This is a genomic window from Nioella aestuarii (genome assembly GCF_050896395.1).
GTDB lineage: Bacteria > Pseudomonadota > Alphaproteobacteria > Rhodobacterales > Rhodobacteraceae > Nioella > Nioella aestuarii.
The window spans coordinates 50,102-65,085 of sequence record NZ_JBPBBA010000012.1; the positions used below are offsets into that span (position 1 = coordinate 50,102).

Annotated in this window: 14 protein-coding genes; 4 read left to right on the forward strand and 10 right to left on the reverse strand. The window is 61.5% G+C overall.

Features of this window, described 5'->3' with window-relative positions:
* The first annotated feature begins 195 nt into the window (after positions 1–195).
* Complete coding sequence (locus ACROHD_RS09320) at positions 196–729, forward strand: imm11 family protein (protein WP_432677416.1); 534 nt, start codon at positions 196–198, stop codon at positions 727–729.
* A gap of 376 nt (positions 730–1,105) precedes the next feature.
* On the opposite strand, the gene ACROHD_RS09325 is transcribed toward ACROHD_RS09320, so the two are convergent.
* Complete coding sequence (locus ACROHD_RS09325) at positions 1,106–1,903, reverse strand: DUF2189 domain-containing protein (protein WP_432677417.1); 798 nt, start codon at positions 1,901–1,903, stop codon at positions 1,106–1,108.
* 226 nt (positions 1,904–2,129) lie between these two features.
* Positions 2,130–2,873, reverse strand: coding sequence for a bifunctional 2-polyprenyl-6-hydroxyphenol methylase/3-demethylubiquinol 3-O-methyltransferase UbiG (ubiG, locus tag ACROHD_RS09330; RefSeq protein ID WP_432677418.1), 744 nt, complete (start codon positions 2,871–2,873; stop codon positions 2,130–2,132).
* 72 nt (positions 2,874–2,945) lie between these two features.
* Between ubiG and pip the strand changes: the two genes are divergently transcribed.
* Positions 2,946–3,935 (forward strand): prolyl aminopeptidase, encoded by a 990-nt coding sequence (gene pip / locus ACROHD_RS09335; protein WP_432677419.1) that lies wholly within the window; start codon positions 2,946–2,948, stop codon positions 3,933–3,935.
* A 9-nt stretch (positions 3,936–3,944) separates the two neighbouring features.
* Complete coding sequence (locus ACROHD_RS09340; RefSeq protein WP_432677420.1) at positions 3,945–4,772, forward strand: TIGR02452 family protein; 828 nt, start codon at positions 3,945–3,947, stop codon at positions 4,770–4,772.
* 12 nt (positions 4,773–4,784) lie between these two features.
* Here ACROHD_RS09340 and ACROHD_RS09345 read toward each other — a convergent pair whose 3' ends face one another.
* Both ACROHD_RS09345 and ACROHD_RS09350 read right to left on the reverse strand, forming a co-directional pair.
* Positions 4,785–5,150 (reverse strand): cupin domain-containing protein, encoded by a 366-nt coding sequence (locus ACROHD_RS09345; RefSeq protein WP_432677422.1) that lies wholly within the window; start codon positions 5,148–5,150, stop codon positions 4,785–4,787.
* Between the two features lie 14 nt (positions 5,151–5,164).
* Positions 5,165–5,608 carry a DMT family transporter gene (locus ACROHD_RS09350; RefSeq protein ID WP_432677423.1) on the reverse strand — a complete coding sequence of 148 codons (444 nt, stop codon included), beginning with the start codon at positions 5,606–5,608 and terminating at the stop codon, positions 5,165–5,167.
* 211 nt (positions 5,609–5,819) lie between these two features.
* On the opposite strand from ACROHD_RS09350, the gene ACROHD_RS09355 reads away from it, so the two are divergent.
* Positions 5,820–6,713: a glycerophosphodiester phosphodiesterase gene (locus ACROHD_RS09355; protein WP_432677425.1), complete on the forward strand. Its 894-nt coding sequence runs from the start codon at positions 5,820–5,822 to the stop codon at positions 6,711–6,713.
* Here the strand turns inward: ACROHD_RS09355 and ACROHD_RS09360 are convergent.
* The 6 genes from ACROHD_RS09360 to gpmI form a co-directional block, all read right to left on the reverse strand.
* Positions 6,667–9,630, reverse strand: a complete 2,964-nt coding sequence (locus ACROHD_RS09360; RefSeq protein WP_432677427.1) for an error-prone DNA polymerase — start codon at positions 9,628–9,630, stop codon at positions 6,667–6,669. The two genes, ACROHD_RS09355 and ACROHD_RS09360, sit on opposite strands and share 47 nt — an antisense overlap.
* 131 nt (positions 9,631–9,761) lie before the next feature.
* Positions 9,762–10,247: a hypothetical protein gene (locus tag ACROHD_RS09365; protein ID WP_432677429.1), complete on the reverse strand. Its 486-nt coding sequence runs from the start codon at positions 10,245–10,247 to the stop codon at positions 9,762–9,764.
* Positions 10,248–10,332: 85 nt separating this feature from the next.
* Entirely contained in the window at positions 10,333–10,812 is a 480-nt protein-coding gene (locus ACROHD_RS09370) for an RNA pyrophosphohydrolase (RefSeq protein WP_432677431.1), read from the reverse strand.
* Positions 10,813–10,827: 15 nt separating this feature from the next.
* Positions 10,828–12,147: a S41 family peptidase gene (locus tag ACROHD_RS09375; protein ID WP_432677432.1), complete on the reverse strand. Its 1,320-nt coding sequence runs from the start codon at positions 12,145–12,147 to the stop codon at positions 10,828–10,830.
* Positions 12,148–12,159: 12 nt separating this feature from the next.
* Positions 12,160–13,296: a murein hydrolase activator EnvC family protein gene (locus ACROHD_RS09380; RefSeq protein WP_432677434.1), complete on the reverse strand. Its 1,137-nt coding sequence runs from the start codon at positions 13,294–13,296 to the stop codon at positions 12,160–12,162.
* Positions 13,293–14,810, reverse strand: coding sequence for a 2,3-bisphosphoglycerate-independent phosphoglycerate mutase (gpmI, locus tag ACROHD_RS09385; protein ID WP_432677435.1), 1,518 nt, complete (start codon positions 14,808–14,810; stop codon positions 13,293–13,295). Before gpmI ends, ACROHD_RS09380 begins: the two co-directional genes overlap by 4 nt.
* Positions 14,811–14,984: the final 174 nt, after the last annotated feature.

Here is a 14,984-nt window from a genome sequence, read left to right on the forward strand (position 1 = left end):
AGGTTTTGAAGTTCAGAATGCTGGATGGCCTGACACATGAGGCTTCCAGAAATGTAGTGTAGGAGTATCGAGATGTTGCAGCCTGACGCCGACCTTCCAAGAATCTGGTACACGAAAATGCTCTCTGGGACCGATGGAATAGTTTCGTTCAAGATGCATTGTGCTGGAGGCCGAGATGCCTATATCCGCTACCAAATGGCTCACAAAGGCATGCGCCCGGTCGATGCGGCGGATGTGCCTGAATTCTTCTACTATCTCTACGACCGCAAGATAAATCCGGCTCGCGCGGATATATTCCTGAGCGCCGATGGGTTGATGGTCGTCTCGCCGCGCATACGCGATCTGCTGATGCAATTCGACCTGGGCAAGACGCAGCTCTACGAGATGCCGATCTACAAAAGCGAGAAGCAAGAGCCGACGCCCTACCCCCCGCATTATCTGCTGCATGTGCTGGAGCGTAAGGACACGTTTCTGCCCGAAGAGTCTGAAAACGTGAAACAATTCGTGGTTGCGCCAGAGCCTGAGCCAAGGCCGGGCGCGTATTGGACCAGTGTCTACGACACTGACGAGCTTGCGGTTCGGGCCTCCTCTGCGGACGGGGCCGACATCTGGTCCTATCCGAATATCGCGTATCGCGTGTTCTTCAGCGACCGGCTGAAGCGGGCCATCGATGCGGCGAAGATCAAATCAACCGCGTTGAAATTCTTCGAGGCCAAGGTGGTTGGGTAGAAACCACAGGAGCACGCGCCGTCCCCGCCTGCAGAATGCGGATCGAACTGGAAGTGGCGCATAAGGATTGAGGGGGTGGGCGGGTTGTGCGGTCAATAGCCGCTTTGAGCCCAACCTTGACGTTGCCGACGCGGAATCAAGGCCGAAGGCCGCCGCGCATCGCCGACGCGCCCCAACGCGGAGGCGATTTGGCTGATGCAGGTGCGCTGCAGTGAAGTTGCTCGGATTTGGCTGACATAAACTGCCTGCTTCCAAGTCCGGATCGCCCCCGGCGCGCGACGTCGATGCGCGGCTTATCTCCGGACCGGCACCGATGTAGTCGTCCGTACTGCGGACGCCGGCTGGCATCCGCATGATCTCTCGTGGCCGGTGCCGATCACGCCTCCACCGGTGACACGGCCCGCCGATAGAGATGCCAGGTGGTGTGACCAAGGATCGGCAGGGTGAAGATCAGCCCCAGAAACGCGGGAACCAGCGACAGCACAATAGTTACCGAAATGATCGCGGCCCAGGTGAGCATGGTGACCGGATTTTCCGTGACGACACGGACCGACGTGATCATGGCGGTCACGAAATCAAGCTCTCGGTCCAGCAGCATGGGCATGGCAATGACCGTCACGGAAAACAGGCCCGCCGACAGGCCCGCACCGACAACCGTTCCAATGGCAAGGAAGGTCCAGCCCTCTGGCGTGAAAAACACCGTGTTCAGGAACCCGTCGAAATCCGAGAAAGAGGCATCCTGCAGGATGAGCGCCAGCCAAAGCCGGATCTGGTAAACCCACACCCAGAAGATGAACAGGGTGGTGAAGGCCATCCAGCCCAGTTCCCGTTTCCGCTGATTGGCCATGACAGTCAGGATGTCAGACCAGCCGAAGCTTTCCCCCGCCTGCATCCGGCGGGACATTTCATAGAGTCCGGCGGCGGCGAAGGGGGCGACCAGTGGAAAGCCGACAGCGGCGGGAATGACCATCCAGATTTTGCCGAGCCAGACGAGCGCCCAGATGAAGAGAATCCCGAACAAAGCGTAGAAAAGGCCGAAAAAGCCGCTCATGACCGGTCGCGCCAGAAAGTCGGAAAACCCAGCTTTTAGGGACGCGGTGATATCTTCCTTGGTCACCTTGTTGACTGCGAGCGTGGCCGGTTGGCGTGGGGCCTCTGTGGTCTTGGATGGCATGGCATACTCCTCCCAAAGCATGGCGCCGGGATGATCTCTTGACCAACGGATCTGGTGATGGTGGAGACATCCCCCCTCTGCCGGAAAGTCTGCAACAGGTGGGGCATTTGGGCAAGGCGTGTGAATTGCCACCACTTTTCTCGTCGGTGGTATCGCTTTGGCGCTAGGTTTTAGTCAGACTGGTCCACATGCTCTGACGCTGGAAGCCCCGATCGGGGAGCGGGACCTACCGCTTCACGCTCGCCGTCACGTAGTTCACGCTCAGGTCGCGGTCTGAGATGGACCAGCGCCAGCTGATGGGGTTGAAGACGAAGCCCTTGCGGTCGACCGGGTCCAGCCCCGCCGTTTCGATCAGGGCAAACAGCTCCTCCGGCGTGATGAATTTCTGCCACTCATGCGTGCCTTTAGGCAGCCAGCGCATCACGTATTCCGCCCCGACGATGGCCAGTGCAAAGCTTTTCGGGTTCCGGTTGATCGTAGAACAGATCATGATCCCGCCCGGTTTCAGTAGCTGCTGGCAGGCGGTCAGGTAGGCCTGCGGGTCGGCGACATGTTCGACCACTTCCATGTTCAGGACCACGTCAAACTGTTCTCCCGCCTCTGCCAGCGCCTCGGCGGTCGTGTGGCGATAGTCGATCTCCAGCCCCGATTGTTCTGCATGAACGCGCGCCACGGGAATGTTCCGCTCCGCCGCATCGGCCCCCACCACAGTGGCCCCAAGCCGCGCCATGGGTTCCGACAACAACCCGCCGCCGCAGCCGATATCCAGAAGGCGCAGACCGTAGAACGGCTTTTCATCGCGCAGGTCACGGCCGAATTCAGCGGCAATTTGGGTGGTGATATAGTCCAGCCGGATCGGGTTCATCATATGCAGGGGTGCGAACTTGCCCTTCGGATCCCACCATTCCGCCGCCATAGCCTCGAACTTGGCGATTTCGGCGTCATCAACAGTATTCGCAGCGCTGTTCATGGACATCCCCTTCCGTTCTTGTCATCGTGGCAGGCATAGCGGACCCGCCCCATCGATCTATATAGGGGATACATGGATAAATTCTCCGGCCAAAAGCGCGCAGGCGCCTATCTGCACCCGCCGATCGACCCGTTCGATCAACGGATGCTGGATGTGGGCGACGGGCACCAGATCTATGTCGAACAATGCGGCAACCCCGAGGGTGCGCCGGTTGTGGTGCTGCATGGTGGCCCCGGTGGCGGATGCAGCCCTGCGATGCGCCGCTATTTCGACCCAGAGGTGTTTCGCGTCATCCTGTTCGATCAGCGCGGCTGTGGCCGGTCGCGGCCCCATGCCTCGACCCAAGACAACACAACATGGCATCTGGTGGCCGATATCGAGCGGATCCGGGCGACGCTTGGCATCGACAGATGGGCCGTCTTTGGCGGTAGCTGGGGTGCCACTTTGGCCCTGGTCTATGCGGAAACCCGTCCTGAACGGGCGGCCTTTCTGGCGTTGCGGGGGGTCTTTTTGTCGACGCAGCGGGAATTGGACTGGTTCTATGGCGGCGGTGCGGGGCAGTTCTGGCCGGAACAATGGGCGCGGTTTTCGGCCCTGATCCCCGAGGATGAGCGCGGCGACATGATCGCGGCCTATAACCGGCGGCTCTTTTCCGGCGATCTGATGGTCGAGACCCGCCATGCCCGCGCCTGGTCGGCCTGGGAAAACGCGCTGGCCTCGGTTGAAAGCGATGGCAACCCCGGAGAGGCCCCGGCAGATTACGCCCGCGCCTTTGCCCGGTTGGAGAACCACTATTTCGTCAACAAGGGCTTCTTGCAGGAAGATGGCCAGATCCTGCGCGACCTGCCGAAGATCGCCCATATCCCCGGTGTGATCGTTCAGGGTCGCTATGACATGATCTGCCCGCCCCGGTCCGCCCATGATCTGGCGCAGGGCTGGCGGTCGGGTCGGCTGCACATGGTCCGCGCGGCGGGTCATGCCCTATCGGAACCAGGTATCAGTTTCGAGCTGGTGCGGGTGATGAAGCAGGTTGGCCAGAACCGCGGGAAATATGGGCTGTAGGGCCGTGTGATGGCCTCTCGCGATCACTACCGGTCTATTGCTAGGGCCAATTCAGAGGCGTTTGACCTTGGTCTATACGAGGCCGTGGACGGCACGATTGTCGATATTGCCGAAACCCTCAAGACGGCAGCGAGACGCACGCAACTGGTTGACCGACCGCCCCTGCTGCCAGACCCGCTTCCGCAATACACAACACGCATGACCCTGTCGGTTGAGGATACGCTGTCCGGTCTGGAGTGTGTCACAGCAGAGATTGCATCGCCGGTCTGCGGTCTTAACTTTGCGTCGGCGCGTAGCCCGGGCGGGGGGTATCTGCGGGGCGGCAGCGCGCAGGAGGAATCGCTGTGCCGGGCAACCACGCTTTATCCGGCGATTGCAGCGCAAGAGGGCTTCTACAAGGCGAACAAAGCCTGGCCCAATGCGATCTATTCCGATGCGATGCTTTATTCACCTGACGTGCTGGTCATCCGCGACCGCCATGAACTGCTGCGCCCGGACCCATTTCCGGTTGGGATCGTGACCGCTGCGGCGCCAAACAAGAAGGCGCTGATCGAGGCGGGGATGGAGGCGAAGCTGGGACAGGAGGTGGACCTGGCGCTGTCGCGCCGGGTGGACTGCATTCTTCGGATTGCCCTGGCGCAAGGCCACAGGGCCATCGTGCTTGGGGCCTGGGGTTGCGGGGTCTTCGGCAATGACGCGGATCAGGTTGCCGGGCTGTTCGCAGATGCGCTGTCGGGCCCGTTCAGGGGCTGCTTCGAACGGGTGCATTTCGCGGTGCCGGGTGACGAAAACGACAAGACCCTGATCGCCTTCCGCCGCCATTTCGCAAGCCGATGACCTGACCGGCGATCAGTCGAACTGGACAAGCGCCGCTTCGAACGGCTCGTCGCTGATCACCGCAGTATGGTGCCCCTTTCCGTGGGTGTCCTCCATCCGCCAGACATCACCCTTGCCAATCACGCGCGCCTCACCATCGCTGGCGGTCACCCGTACCGCGCCGCCAAGGCAGAACAGCGTCTGTCGCTTGGGGGTGGGATGGATGGGTTCGTTCCAGCCCGGATCGAGCCGCAGGAAGACAGTGGTCTTGGCTGCTTCCGCCTCGGAAACGAAAATCGCCTTGGCGGGCGGTGCAAAGGTCCGCTCCTCCAGCGGCACTTCGACCTTGCGCCAGTGGCTTTCGCCATCAGCGCTGGCGTAGAGATGGTGATAGTGCATGTCGTTTTCCCCAATCAGCGGAAGGTCACCAGATAGACGCCGCCGATCACCAGCACAGCGCCAAGTACTTTGCCCATGGTCAGGTCGCTCGCGGGCACCCCGAACAGGCCGAAATAGCCGAAGACCAGACCGGCCAACACTTGCCCCGATACCAGCAATACGAAGAAGGCCCCAATCCCGATGCGCGGGATAAGAAAGCTGGATCCAATGATCATGCCCGCGCTCATCACCCCGGCGGTAAGTAGCCACAAGGGCAGGGTTCCGATGCTGCGGAATTGTTCCATCCGGCTTCCGCTGGCGACGGCGATGATGACCGAGGAGATCAGGGCAATGGCGAAGAAGGGCACGTTCGCCATAGGACCCGATCCAAGGATGCGTGCAGTCTGGGTGATCATCGGCAGGTAGATCGAGATGATCGCGCCCATCAGAAGTGACAGGGCAATGAGATGTATGGACATGTTTTTTCCTCTCCGACCATGATCCTATTGGCAGGCTAGTGGAACATAGGCGGCCCTTTCCATGTTTTGTTGCGGCCGATGCCCAGAAACACCCGGTCCACCCCGCCGCGTTTTGATCAGGATCAACGCCGATCCGTGGATGTGGCCTAGATTGGGTTTCAGGGTTTTGCGGGGCCGTTGCCCCTTTCCTGGCATCAACTAGGGGGCCGATATGATCCGAGTCTTGTTGGCAGCGCTGCTCATTCTTCCACATATCTGTCTTGCACAGATCAGCATCGAAGATCGCCTTGCTGATGGTCAGACTCCGATGATCATCGCCCACCGTGCGCTTGGCGGCGATTTCCCCGAGAACTCACTTGCGGGGATCAGGTATGCCATTGAACGAGGCATAGACGCGGTGGAAATCGACGTTCAGATCACTGCCGATGGTCAGTATATCGTTTTCCATGATCCCACCTTGAATCGGATGACAAATGTCGAGTCCGTGTTCGAGGTCGGTCCACCCGCTGGCCCAACTCGTGAACAAAGGGGCGGCAGGGATTTCGTCGCAGATTACACGCTGGAGGAAATTCAGCGCCTGCGATTGCTCGAAAACGGCGTTCCCGGTGACCATCCAATCCCGACGCTTCGGGAAGCGCTGGATCTGATTGAGGGGCGGTTGTTGGTTATCCTCGATCTCAAGGCGTCGGATCTCGGCGGGTTTCCCGCGCATTTGGAAGGGCGCGACACGCGACAGTTTCTTGTCTTTAGCTCCGACCCCGAGATCATGCTGGAAATGGCCGAGGCAACCGGCGCCGGGATTTATGCGTCTCTTCGACGATCAAGGAGCTTGGAGTCCGGCGATGCCTTCGCGAACCTAGAGACCCAAGCTGGCATTCTTGGACCGCATCTATCGCTGGCCAGCACGGAGTCCCGACAGGTCACACCGGAACTTCTGGCGAGGGCGGTCGAGCTTGGCGTGGGCATCAGCGTTTTGGGCACCGGGCGCGAAGATTTTTACCTGGGCGAAGGGGATCTGTCCGTATGGCAGGACACTCTGCAAAACGGTGCCGTCGCGTTCATGACAAGCTTTCCTGATGAGGTGCTCCAGCTATTGGATCGCTAGATGCCGTTGCCGGTGGCGCGTCTAGCCCCGGGCTCAACAAATGCCGGATCAGAGCCACCGGGTGGCTGCGCAGAGTCAGGCGCATGGACACGTAATCCTCGACCACCTGTTCGCCCTCGGTCATCTCGGGCAGCGTTACCTCCGGTTCCTCGATCGCCTCGCCATCCATGTCGCCGGTAAATAGCGGCAGGGGTTCGGCGGGCAGCAGCGCCTTGGCAGCCCACAGCGCCTCTCGCCGCGAAAGCCCGATCCCGGCGAAGGCATCAGCCTCTGCCAACACGGCCAAAGCACGGGCAGACAGACCGGCGCGGCGCCAGACATCCTCGACCGCCGGATAGCCATTGCCGCGCGCCACAACCAGCCAGCGGGCGTCCTCCTCGCGCATTGACCGGATCTGCCGAAACCCAAGCCGCAGCGCCAAGCCGCCCCGCCCGTCGGGTTCCATCACATTGTCCCAATAGCTTTTGTTGATATCGACGGGCCGGATTTGCACCCCATGTTCGCGGGCGTCGCGCACGATCTGGGCCGGGGCATAAAACCCCATGGGCTGCGAGTTCAGCAACGCGCAGGCGAAGATGCCGGGGTGGTGGCGCTTGATCCAGCTGGAGGCATAGACCAGCAACGCGAAACTGGCCGCATGGCTTTCGGGAAAGCCGTAACTGCCGAACCCCTCGATTTGCGAGAAACAGCGCGCGGCAAAATCTTCATCATAGCCCTTGGCCAGCATCCCTTTCATGAACAACCCGCGAAATTCGCTGACATTGCCGTGCTTCTTGAACGTCGCCAGAGACCGCCGCAGCCGGTCTGCCTGATCGGGGGTAAAGCCCGCGCCGATAATGGCGATCTGCATCGCCTGTTCCTGAAACAGCGGCACACCGAGCGTCTTGCCAAGCACCGCGCCCAATTCGTCTGAGGGGAAACTGACCTGTTCCTCGCCGTTTCTGCGCCGGATGAACGGATGCACCATGTCGCCCTGAATGGGGCCTGGGCGGATGATGGCGACCTGAATGACAAGGTCATAGAAGCAGCGCGGGCGCATCCGGGGCAGGAAGTTCATCTGCGCCCGGCTTTCCACCTGAAAGACACCCAAGCTGTCGGCCTTGCACAGCATGTCATAAACCGCCGGATCCTCTGGCGGCAGGGTGGCAAGGGTATAGTCGGTCTGGTGGTGGCGCTGGATCAGATCAAACGCCTTGCGGATGCAGGTCAGCATCCCAAGCGCCAGAATATCGACCTTGAGAATGCCAAGCGCGTCGATATCGTCCTTGTCCCAGCAGATGACGGTGCGGTCCTCCATCGTGGCGTTCTCGATCGGCACCAGTTCATCCAGCCGCCCCTCGGTCACGATGAAGCCGCCGACATGCTGGCTGAGGTGCCGGGGAAAGCCCTGAATCTCGCGCACCAGCGCCATGGTCTGGCGCAGGCGCGGTTCAGTGGGGTCGAGGCCAAGTTCGCGGATACGGGTGTCGGCCATGTCGCGGCTGCTGCCCCAACCCCAGATCTGGGAACTGAGCGCGCCGAGGATGTCCTCGCTGAGGCCCATGGCGCGGCCCACCTCGCGCACCGCCCGCTTGCCCCGGTAGTGGATCACCGTGGCACAGAGCCCGGCGCGGTGGCGGCCGTAGCGTTCGTAGATGTGCTGGATCACCTCTTCGCGCCGCTCATGTTCGAAATCCACGTCGATATCGGGGGGCTCATCCCGCGCCTCGCTGACGAAGCGTTCGAACACCATGGTGCCCACTTCGGGGGAAACGCTGGTCACGCCAAGACAGTAGCAGGTGATGGAATTAGCCGCCGAACCGCGCCCCTGGCACAGGATGCCGCGCGACCGGGCGAAGGCCACGATGTCATGAACGGTCAGGAAATAGGGCTCGTATCCCAGCTTTGCGATAAGCCGCAGCTCATGTTCCAACATCTTCACCGCCCGGTCAGGCGCGCCGGACGGGTAGCGCCACTGCAGCCCCTGCCGCGCCAACCGTTCCAGCCTTTGCGACGCGGTTTCCCCGCCGCTGATCTCGGACGGGTATTCATAGCGAAGCGAGCCGATATCGAACGTGCAGCGCGCGGCGATATCAAGGGTGCGATCCACAGCGTCCTCAAAGCCTGCGAAAATCCGGCGTATCTCGGCCTCGCCCCGCAGGCGCTGTTCGGCATTGGCCTGCGCCCTGGTGCCGAGGTCTTCCACCTTCAACCCAAGCCGGATGCAGGTCAGCACATCAGTCAGCCTGCGTCGGGCCCCGTGATGCATGATCGGCGCGGCGGAAGCCATGGGGGAGATACCCAGTTGCCCCGCCAGCCGGGTGAACCGCTGAAACCGCAGCCGGTCATGCCCGTCATAGGCGGGGGCCATCAGAAGATGACAGGCAGGGCCAAGGCGGCGCGTCACCTGTTTCGCCCGTTGCCACCAATCGCCCGCGCCGCGCGGATGGGACAGGATGTCTGGTGGGCCGTGGAGGAGCAGCTCCAACCCTTCGGAAAAATCCAGGAGGTCGGACAGGCCCAGATCGCAGTTGCCCTTCGTGGTCCGCAACCGCCCGGCAGACAGCATCCGGCACAGGTTGGCCCATCCACGCCGGTCGCGGGGCAGGGCGGTCAGCGTCAGACCCTCTCGCAGGATCAGCTTCGTGGCGGGCAACAGGCGCGGCAGGTGATAGATTGGTGCGCGGGGTGGATCGGGCAGATATGCGGGTTTGGGCGGACCGATCGGATCCTGGTCCGCCTGCTGCCGTTCGGCGATCTGACGCTTGATCTCTTTCAGCTCCGACCAGGCACGGACGATTCCCGCGACCGAGTTTTCATCGGCAATGGCGATGGCCTCCAACCCAAGCAACGCCGCCCGGCGCGCGTAGTCCTCGGGATGGGACCCGCCGGTCAGGAAGGTGAAGTTGGAGGTGATGGAGAGCTCGGCGAATCCCATGGTGTTAACCAATATATTCACCTTTTGTTCTCATTTGGAGTCCCGGAATGACGGGTTTTCCATCTGCCTTTGGATGCGAGGATCAATGAAACCTCACCGGCGGGCGGCAAAAGGCCTTTCGAAAGGCCTTGTCACCACCCGGCCTCACAGGCTTCGCCTCTCATGCAGCTGGTGATCTGGTCCAGATCTTGATCCGTGGGTTGCATCATAAGGGTCGTGGGGCAGGCGCCGACCTCCAGGAAATAGTCGCGATTGTCATCGACACGCAGGAAAGCCAGCACCGGGGTGCCGTCGGGCGGAGGTGAGCCGCACCAGACACTGACGCAGCCAACCCCGACATGGACATTCAGCTCGACCGGGGTGCGGAACCCCACGCGGCTGCCAAGATCGCCGTAGAAAAGGGCATCATAGCCATAGGGGGTGGCATCGTCGGACTCGCGGCCTTCAGCCGGAATATCAGGTCCGTCGCGCAGGAAAGACCCATGGACAGCGACATAGCGGTCGGTTGCTTCGGCAGCGATCTGATACATGCCGGCCGGATCGACCGGCAGGCAAGACAGGGCCAGAACTGGCGAGGCGGTCGCGAGCAGAGCAAGGGCGGCGGCAATCTGTTTCATCGAAACGGTCCAAAAAGTAGTGTCAAAAATACATTAACACAAATCACCCCTCGGATCAAGCCGGGTGAACCAGCCACAATCCCGGTCAGACCAGCCCGAACTCAGTCAGAACAGCCTGATAGATCGGGCGCTTGAACGCTACGATGACATCCAACAAAGCCGCAGGGTCCATCCAGCGCCAGTCGGAAAACTCCACGTCCATGTAGTTCAGGTCGATCACCTCATCCGGCGCATCGAGCCGCATCAGGAACCACATCTGCTTTTGTCCGCGAAACTTGCCGCCCCACCGTTTCCCGGCAATTTCCGACGGGAAATCATAGGGCAGCCAATCGGCGGTTCGCCCCACCAGCGTGACATGATCAGGCGAAATACCGGTTTCTTCCAGCAGTTCGCGCCGGGCGGCGGCCTCTGGCTCTTCGCCCTTGTCGACGCCCCCCTGAGGCATCTGCCACGCAGGCACATCCATATCGGCGCGTTGGCCGGCAAAGACCTGCCCGGCGCGGTTGATCAGAACCACGCCAACGCAGGGCCGGTAGGGCAGCTTTGACAGATCTTCGGGCGTCATGGAACCCGCGCCCCCTTAGCGGGGACGCAGGGCGTTCAGGCCATGCAGGATGTCGATGGCATAGGCCAGCTGATAGTCCTGCGCGCGCAGTTCTGCAGTGGCGCGGGCCTGTTCCTGTTCTTCCTCAAGCTGACGGATCTCATCCTCTGTCAGTGTGGCATTGGACAGGGCACCGCGCAGACCGGCCTCGGTCCGCTGTGGGCGGCCATTGTCCTCGACCTCGCCCACTTCGCGCTGTTCCACGAGGATATCGGGGGCCACACCAAGCGCCTGGATCGAACGACCGGACGGGGTGAAATAGAGCGATGTGGTCAGCCGCATCGCGCCATCACCTTGAACCGGCATCACCGACTGGACCGATCCCTTGCCGAAGCTGTTGGTGCCCACGATCACCGCGCGGCGGTGGTCCTGCAGGGCACCGGCAACGATTTCGGACGCCGAGGCAGAGCCGCCATTGATCAGAACCACCATAGGCAATCCATCAATCAGATCGCCCGGCGTGGCGTTGTAGCGCTCGCCATCCTCGGGGTTGCGGCCGCGGGTCGAAACGATCTCGCCCTGTTCAAGGAACGCGTCCGACACGCGAATGGCCTGAGTCAGCAGCCCGCCGGGGTTGTTGCGCAGGTCCAGAACCACGCCTTCAAGGTTCTCGATTCCGCCGACCTCTTCGATCATCTCCTCCAGCCCGTCGCGAAGGTTGGGATATGTCTGTTCGGTGAAGCTGGCGATCCGCAGAACGGCGGTGTTGCCTTCCAGACGGTGGCGCACGGCGGTCAGGCGTATTCGGTCACGCACGATGGTGATGTCAAAGGGCTCATCCTCGCCTTCTCGCACGATGGTCAGAACAATCTCGGATCCGATCTCGCCGCGCATCATGTCGACCGCTTCTTCCAGGGTCAGGCCAAGCAGCGTGACACCGTCCACATGTGTGATGAAATCGCCCGCCTCAACGCCTGCTTCCATGGCCGGAGTATCGTCCATCGGGGTGATGACCCTAACGAAGCCCTCTTCCTGAGTGACCTCGATGCCAAGACCGCCGAATTCGCCGCGAGTCTGGGTCTGCATGGATTCATAGTCGCTTGGCGGCAGGTAAGAGCTGTGCGGATCAAGCGACATCAGCATACCGTTAATAGCAGCTTCGATCAGCTCCGCTTCGTCCACGTCTTCGACATAGTAGGTGCGGATCCGCTCGAACACGTCACCGAACAGGTCGAGCTGCTCATAGACGGTCGAGTTGCGAATGTTCTCCTGCGCGATCAGGGGGCCTGCGATCTGGGTGGTCAGCAAAATACCCGCCGCGGTGCCGCCAAGGGCCGCCATCATGAACTTCTTCATTCTCTCAAATCCTCACTGGTCTTGTGTCGCAAACCACGCGGTCGGGTCCACGGGCTCTCCGGCCTCTCTCAGTTCCATATAAAGCGTTTCCGACAGCTCTCCACCAGACGCAAGCGGGTCAGAAATGATCAATTCTTCGCGGTTTGGCGCCTCACCGCCCATCAAACCGACAGGATCGCCCGCTGCCAGCAGGTCACCGGCCCTGACGAAGAGCTCTCCCAGACCGGCGAGAATCAGCAGGTGATCGCCCTGCGGTTCCAGAATGATGACGTTGCCGTAGTCCAAAAGCGGCCCGGCATAGCGCACAGTTGCGTGCCACGGGGCCGACACAAGCGCGCGGGACTCCGCGGCCAGGATCAGGCCGGGCCGGGTCACACCCGCCGCATCGGCCTGATTGAACCCACGCAGCAGACGCCCGCGCAAAGGCAAGGGAAGCTGGCCGCGCTGATCGGTGAAAGACGGCAGCCGGGTGCTGGCATCGAGCATTACGTCCAGCGCGCGAATGGCCGTTGCGAAACTGTCCAGCGTTTCGGCGCTTTGTGTCAGTTCCAACAGCGCATCCGTGTCAGAGGCAAAGCGCGGCGGCAGGGTGCGCCGTTCAGCCATTGCCTGACTAAGCGCAACGCGGGCTTCCTGCACTCCGGTCAGTCCTGCGGACAGTTGGTCTTCGGCGGTTTCCTGAACCGCGCGCAGCAGCGCCAGTTCCTCTAGCTGCCTCCGCAGCTCCATGGCCTCGGCGGCAACTGCGGGGGTGATCTCGGATACGATCATCCCGGATCGGGCCGTGCCCACAGGTCCATTGGGATGGATCAGCAACAGCGGAGCAGGGGCAGCCTGCATGGATTGCAGAACACCCAACAGACGCCCCAGTCGGTCCTGTTCCGCCTCGAATACAACGGTAATGGATTGTTCCCGGATTGCCGCGCGTCGCATCCCCTCGCGCAAGGCAGACAGGCCTTCTTCATAGGCGCGGATGGTTTCGGTCAGGGCATCCACCCGATCGCGGGCATCATCGGCCTCGGCCATTGCCAGGGCAGCACGTTCCAGCATCTGGGCGGCGCGTTGCGCGGTCAAGGCCGGGTCGTTGGTCTGCGCGACAGCCGCAGATCCCAAGGCGCAAAGCACTGTGATCAGCGCCAGTCGCCTCATGCAAACAAACACTTCCCGGTCATCTCCGCTGGTGGCTCCAACCCCATAAGCTTCAAGACCGTCGGCGCCAGATCTGCAAGCCTTCCGTCCTGCATCGTCACGCCATCCGGCCCGCCGAACAGGATCACAGGCACAGGGTTCAGCGTATGCGCCGTGTGGGGCCCGCCCGTCACTGGATCAATCATCATGTCGCAATTGCCATGGTCCGCCGTGACAATCATCGCGCCGCCGACCTTCTCCAGTGCTTCGACCGCAGCGCTCAGCCCCGCGTCCACCGCCTCACAGGCCTTTACGGCAGCGGGGATGATGCCCGTATGCCCCACCATGTCGGGGTTGGCGAAGTTCACGACGATCAAATCGTACTGCTTCTCGATGGCGTCCACGAGATGCTCTGTCACCTCCGCTGCCGACATCTCTGGCTGCAGGTCATAGGTCGCGACCTTGGGAGATTTCGGCATGTAGCGGTCTTCCCCTGCGACGGGGTCTTCCTTGCCGCCGTTCAGGAAAAAGGTGACATGCGGATACTTCTCGGTTTCCGCGATGTGAAACTGGGTGCGGCCATGGCTGGCGACCCATTCTGCCAGGGTGTTGACGATATCTTGCTTGGGGAAGATCACGTCGAGATAGGCGTTGTGCCCTTCGGAATATACCACCATCCCGCAGGTCGCGCCCCAATTGGGTCGGGCGGAGGTATCGAATTCGGAGAACCCGGGATCGGCAAGAGCAGCGAGGATTTCGCGCGCACGGTCGGCGCGAAAGTTCAGGAACAACAACCCATCACCATCCTGGGGTTGCTGGTAGCCGTCGATTCGAGTCGCAGCGATGAATTCATCATTCTCGCCCCGCTCATAGGCGGCCTGAATGGCGGCTTCAGCACTGGAGGCTTCGCGGCCTTTTCCTTCAATAACAAGGTCATAGCCCTGCTGCACCCGTTCCCATCGGTTGTCGCGGTCCATGGCGTAGTAGCGGCCGATAAGGCTGCCGATACGGGCGCCTTCGGGCAAGGCTGCGTCGAAGGCCGTGACCGTCTCGATGGCGGAGCGGGGTGCCACGTCGCGCCCATCGGTAATCGCATGAATTTGCACGGGAATTCCGGCATCTGTCAGGGCGCGGGCGGTCTCTAGAATGTGGCTCTCGTGGCTATGAACACCACCGGGGCTGGTGAGGCCCGAGACATGTGCTGTTCCGCCGGTTTTCTTCATCTTTTCAATGAATTGCCGTAGGGCAGGGCGCTCGCGATAGCTGCCATCTTCGACGGCCAGGTCGATCTGCCCCAGATCCATCGCCACAACCCGGCCCGCGCCGATATTGGTGTGCCCGACTTCAGAGTTGCCCATCTGCCCCGTGGGCAGGCCCACATCAGGGCCGTAAGTGACCAGCGTGGCATTGGGGCAGTTCGCCATAAGCTTGTCAAAACAAGGAGTAGCGGCGAGAGAGGGGGCGTTGCCGGGCCCATCCGGCGCCAGGCCCCAGCCATCGAGAATGCACAGGACGACGGGTTTGGGAACGGCCATGTGAGACCCCTTTTTCACAACAGTCCCCCGCGTTCTAGGCGGGCCGGGACGCACACGCAACCTCTACCGGGCGGGTTTGGGATGCACCCGAAATTAGGGGGGCGCCATGCGTAAACCCCCCGTACACCGGGTGTGCAGAGAGGGAGGGGGTCGGGCAGGATGGATCGTGTGAAT

What these genes read in the sequence shown, in the direction of transcription:
- gpmI (WP_432677435.1), bottom strand. Translation starts at nt 14,810, where the DNA reads ATGGCCGTTCCCAAACCCGTCGTCCTGTGCATTCTCGATGGCTGGGGC.
- ACROHD_RS09345 (WP_432677422.1), bottom strand. Translation starts at nt 5,150, where the DNA reads ATGCACTATCACCATCTCTACGCCAGCGCTGATGGCGAAAGCCACTGG.
- ubiG (WP_432677418.1), bottom strand. Translation starts at nt 2,873, where the DNA reads ATGAACAGCGCTGCGAATACTGTTGATGACGCCGAAATCGCCAAGTTC.
- ACROHD_RS09355 (WP_432677425.1), top strand. Translation starts at nt 5,820, where the DNA reads ATGATCCGAGTCTTGTTGGCAGCGCTGCTCATTCTTCCACATATCTGT.
- ACROHD_RS09350 (WP_432677423.1), bottom strand. Translation starts at nt 5,608, where the DNA reads ATGTCCATACATCTCATTGCCCTGTCACTTCTGATGGGCGCGATCATC.
- ACROHD_RS09380 (WP_432677434.1), bottom strand. Translation starts at nt 13,296, where the DNA reads ATGAGGCGACTGGCGCTGATCACAGTGCTTTGCGCCTTGGGATCTGCG.
- pip (WP_432677419.1), top strand. Translation starts at nt 2,946, where the DNA reads ATGGATAAATTCTCCGGCCAAAAGCGCGCAGGCGCCTATCTGCACCCG.
- ACROHD_RS09375 (WP_432677432.1), bottom strand. Translation starts at nt 12,147, where the DNA reads ATGAAGAAGTTCATGATGGCGGCCCTTGGCGGCACCGCGGCGGGTATT.
- ACROHD_RS09340 (WP_432677420.1), top strand. Translation starts at nt 3,945, where the DNA reads ATGGCCTCTCGCGATCACTACCGGTCTATTGCTAGGGCCAATTCAGAG.
- ACROHD_RS09325 (WP_432677417.1), bottom strand. Translation starts at nt 1,903, where the DNA reads ATGCCATCCAAGACCACAGAGGCCCCACGCCAACCGGCCACGCTCGCA.
- ACROHD_RS09370 (WP_432677431.1), bottom strand. Translation starts at nt 10,812, where the DNA reads ATGACGCCCGAAGATCTGTCAAAGCTGCCCTACCGGCCCTGCGTTGGC.
- ACROHD_RS09320 (WP_432677416.1), top strand. Translation starts at nt 196, where the DNA reads ATGGCTCACAAAGGCATGCGCCCGGTCGATGCGGCGGATGTGCCTGAA.
- ACROHD_RS09365 (WP_432677429.1), bottom strand. Translation starts at nt 10,247, where the DNA reads ATGAAACAGATTGCCGCCGCCCTTGCTCTGCTCGCGACCGCCTCGCCA.
- ACROHD_RS09360 (WP_432677427.1), bottom strand. Translation starts at nt 9,630, where the DNA reads ATGGGATTCGCCGAGCTCTCCATCACCTCCAACTTCACCTTCCTGACC.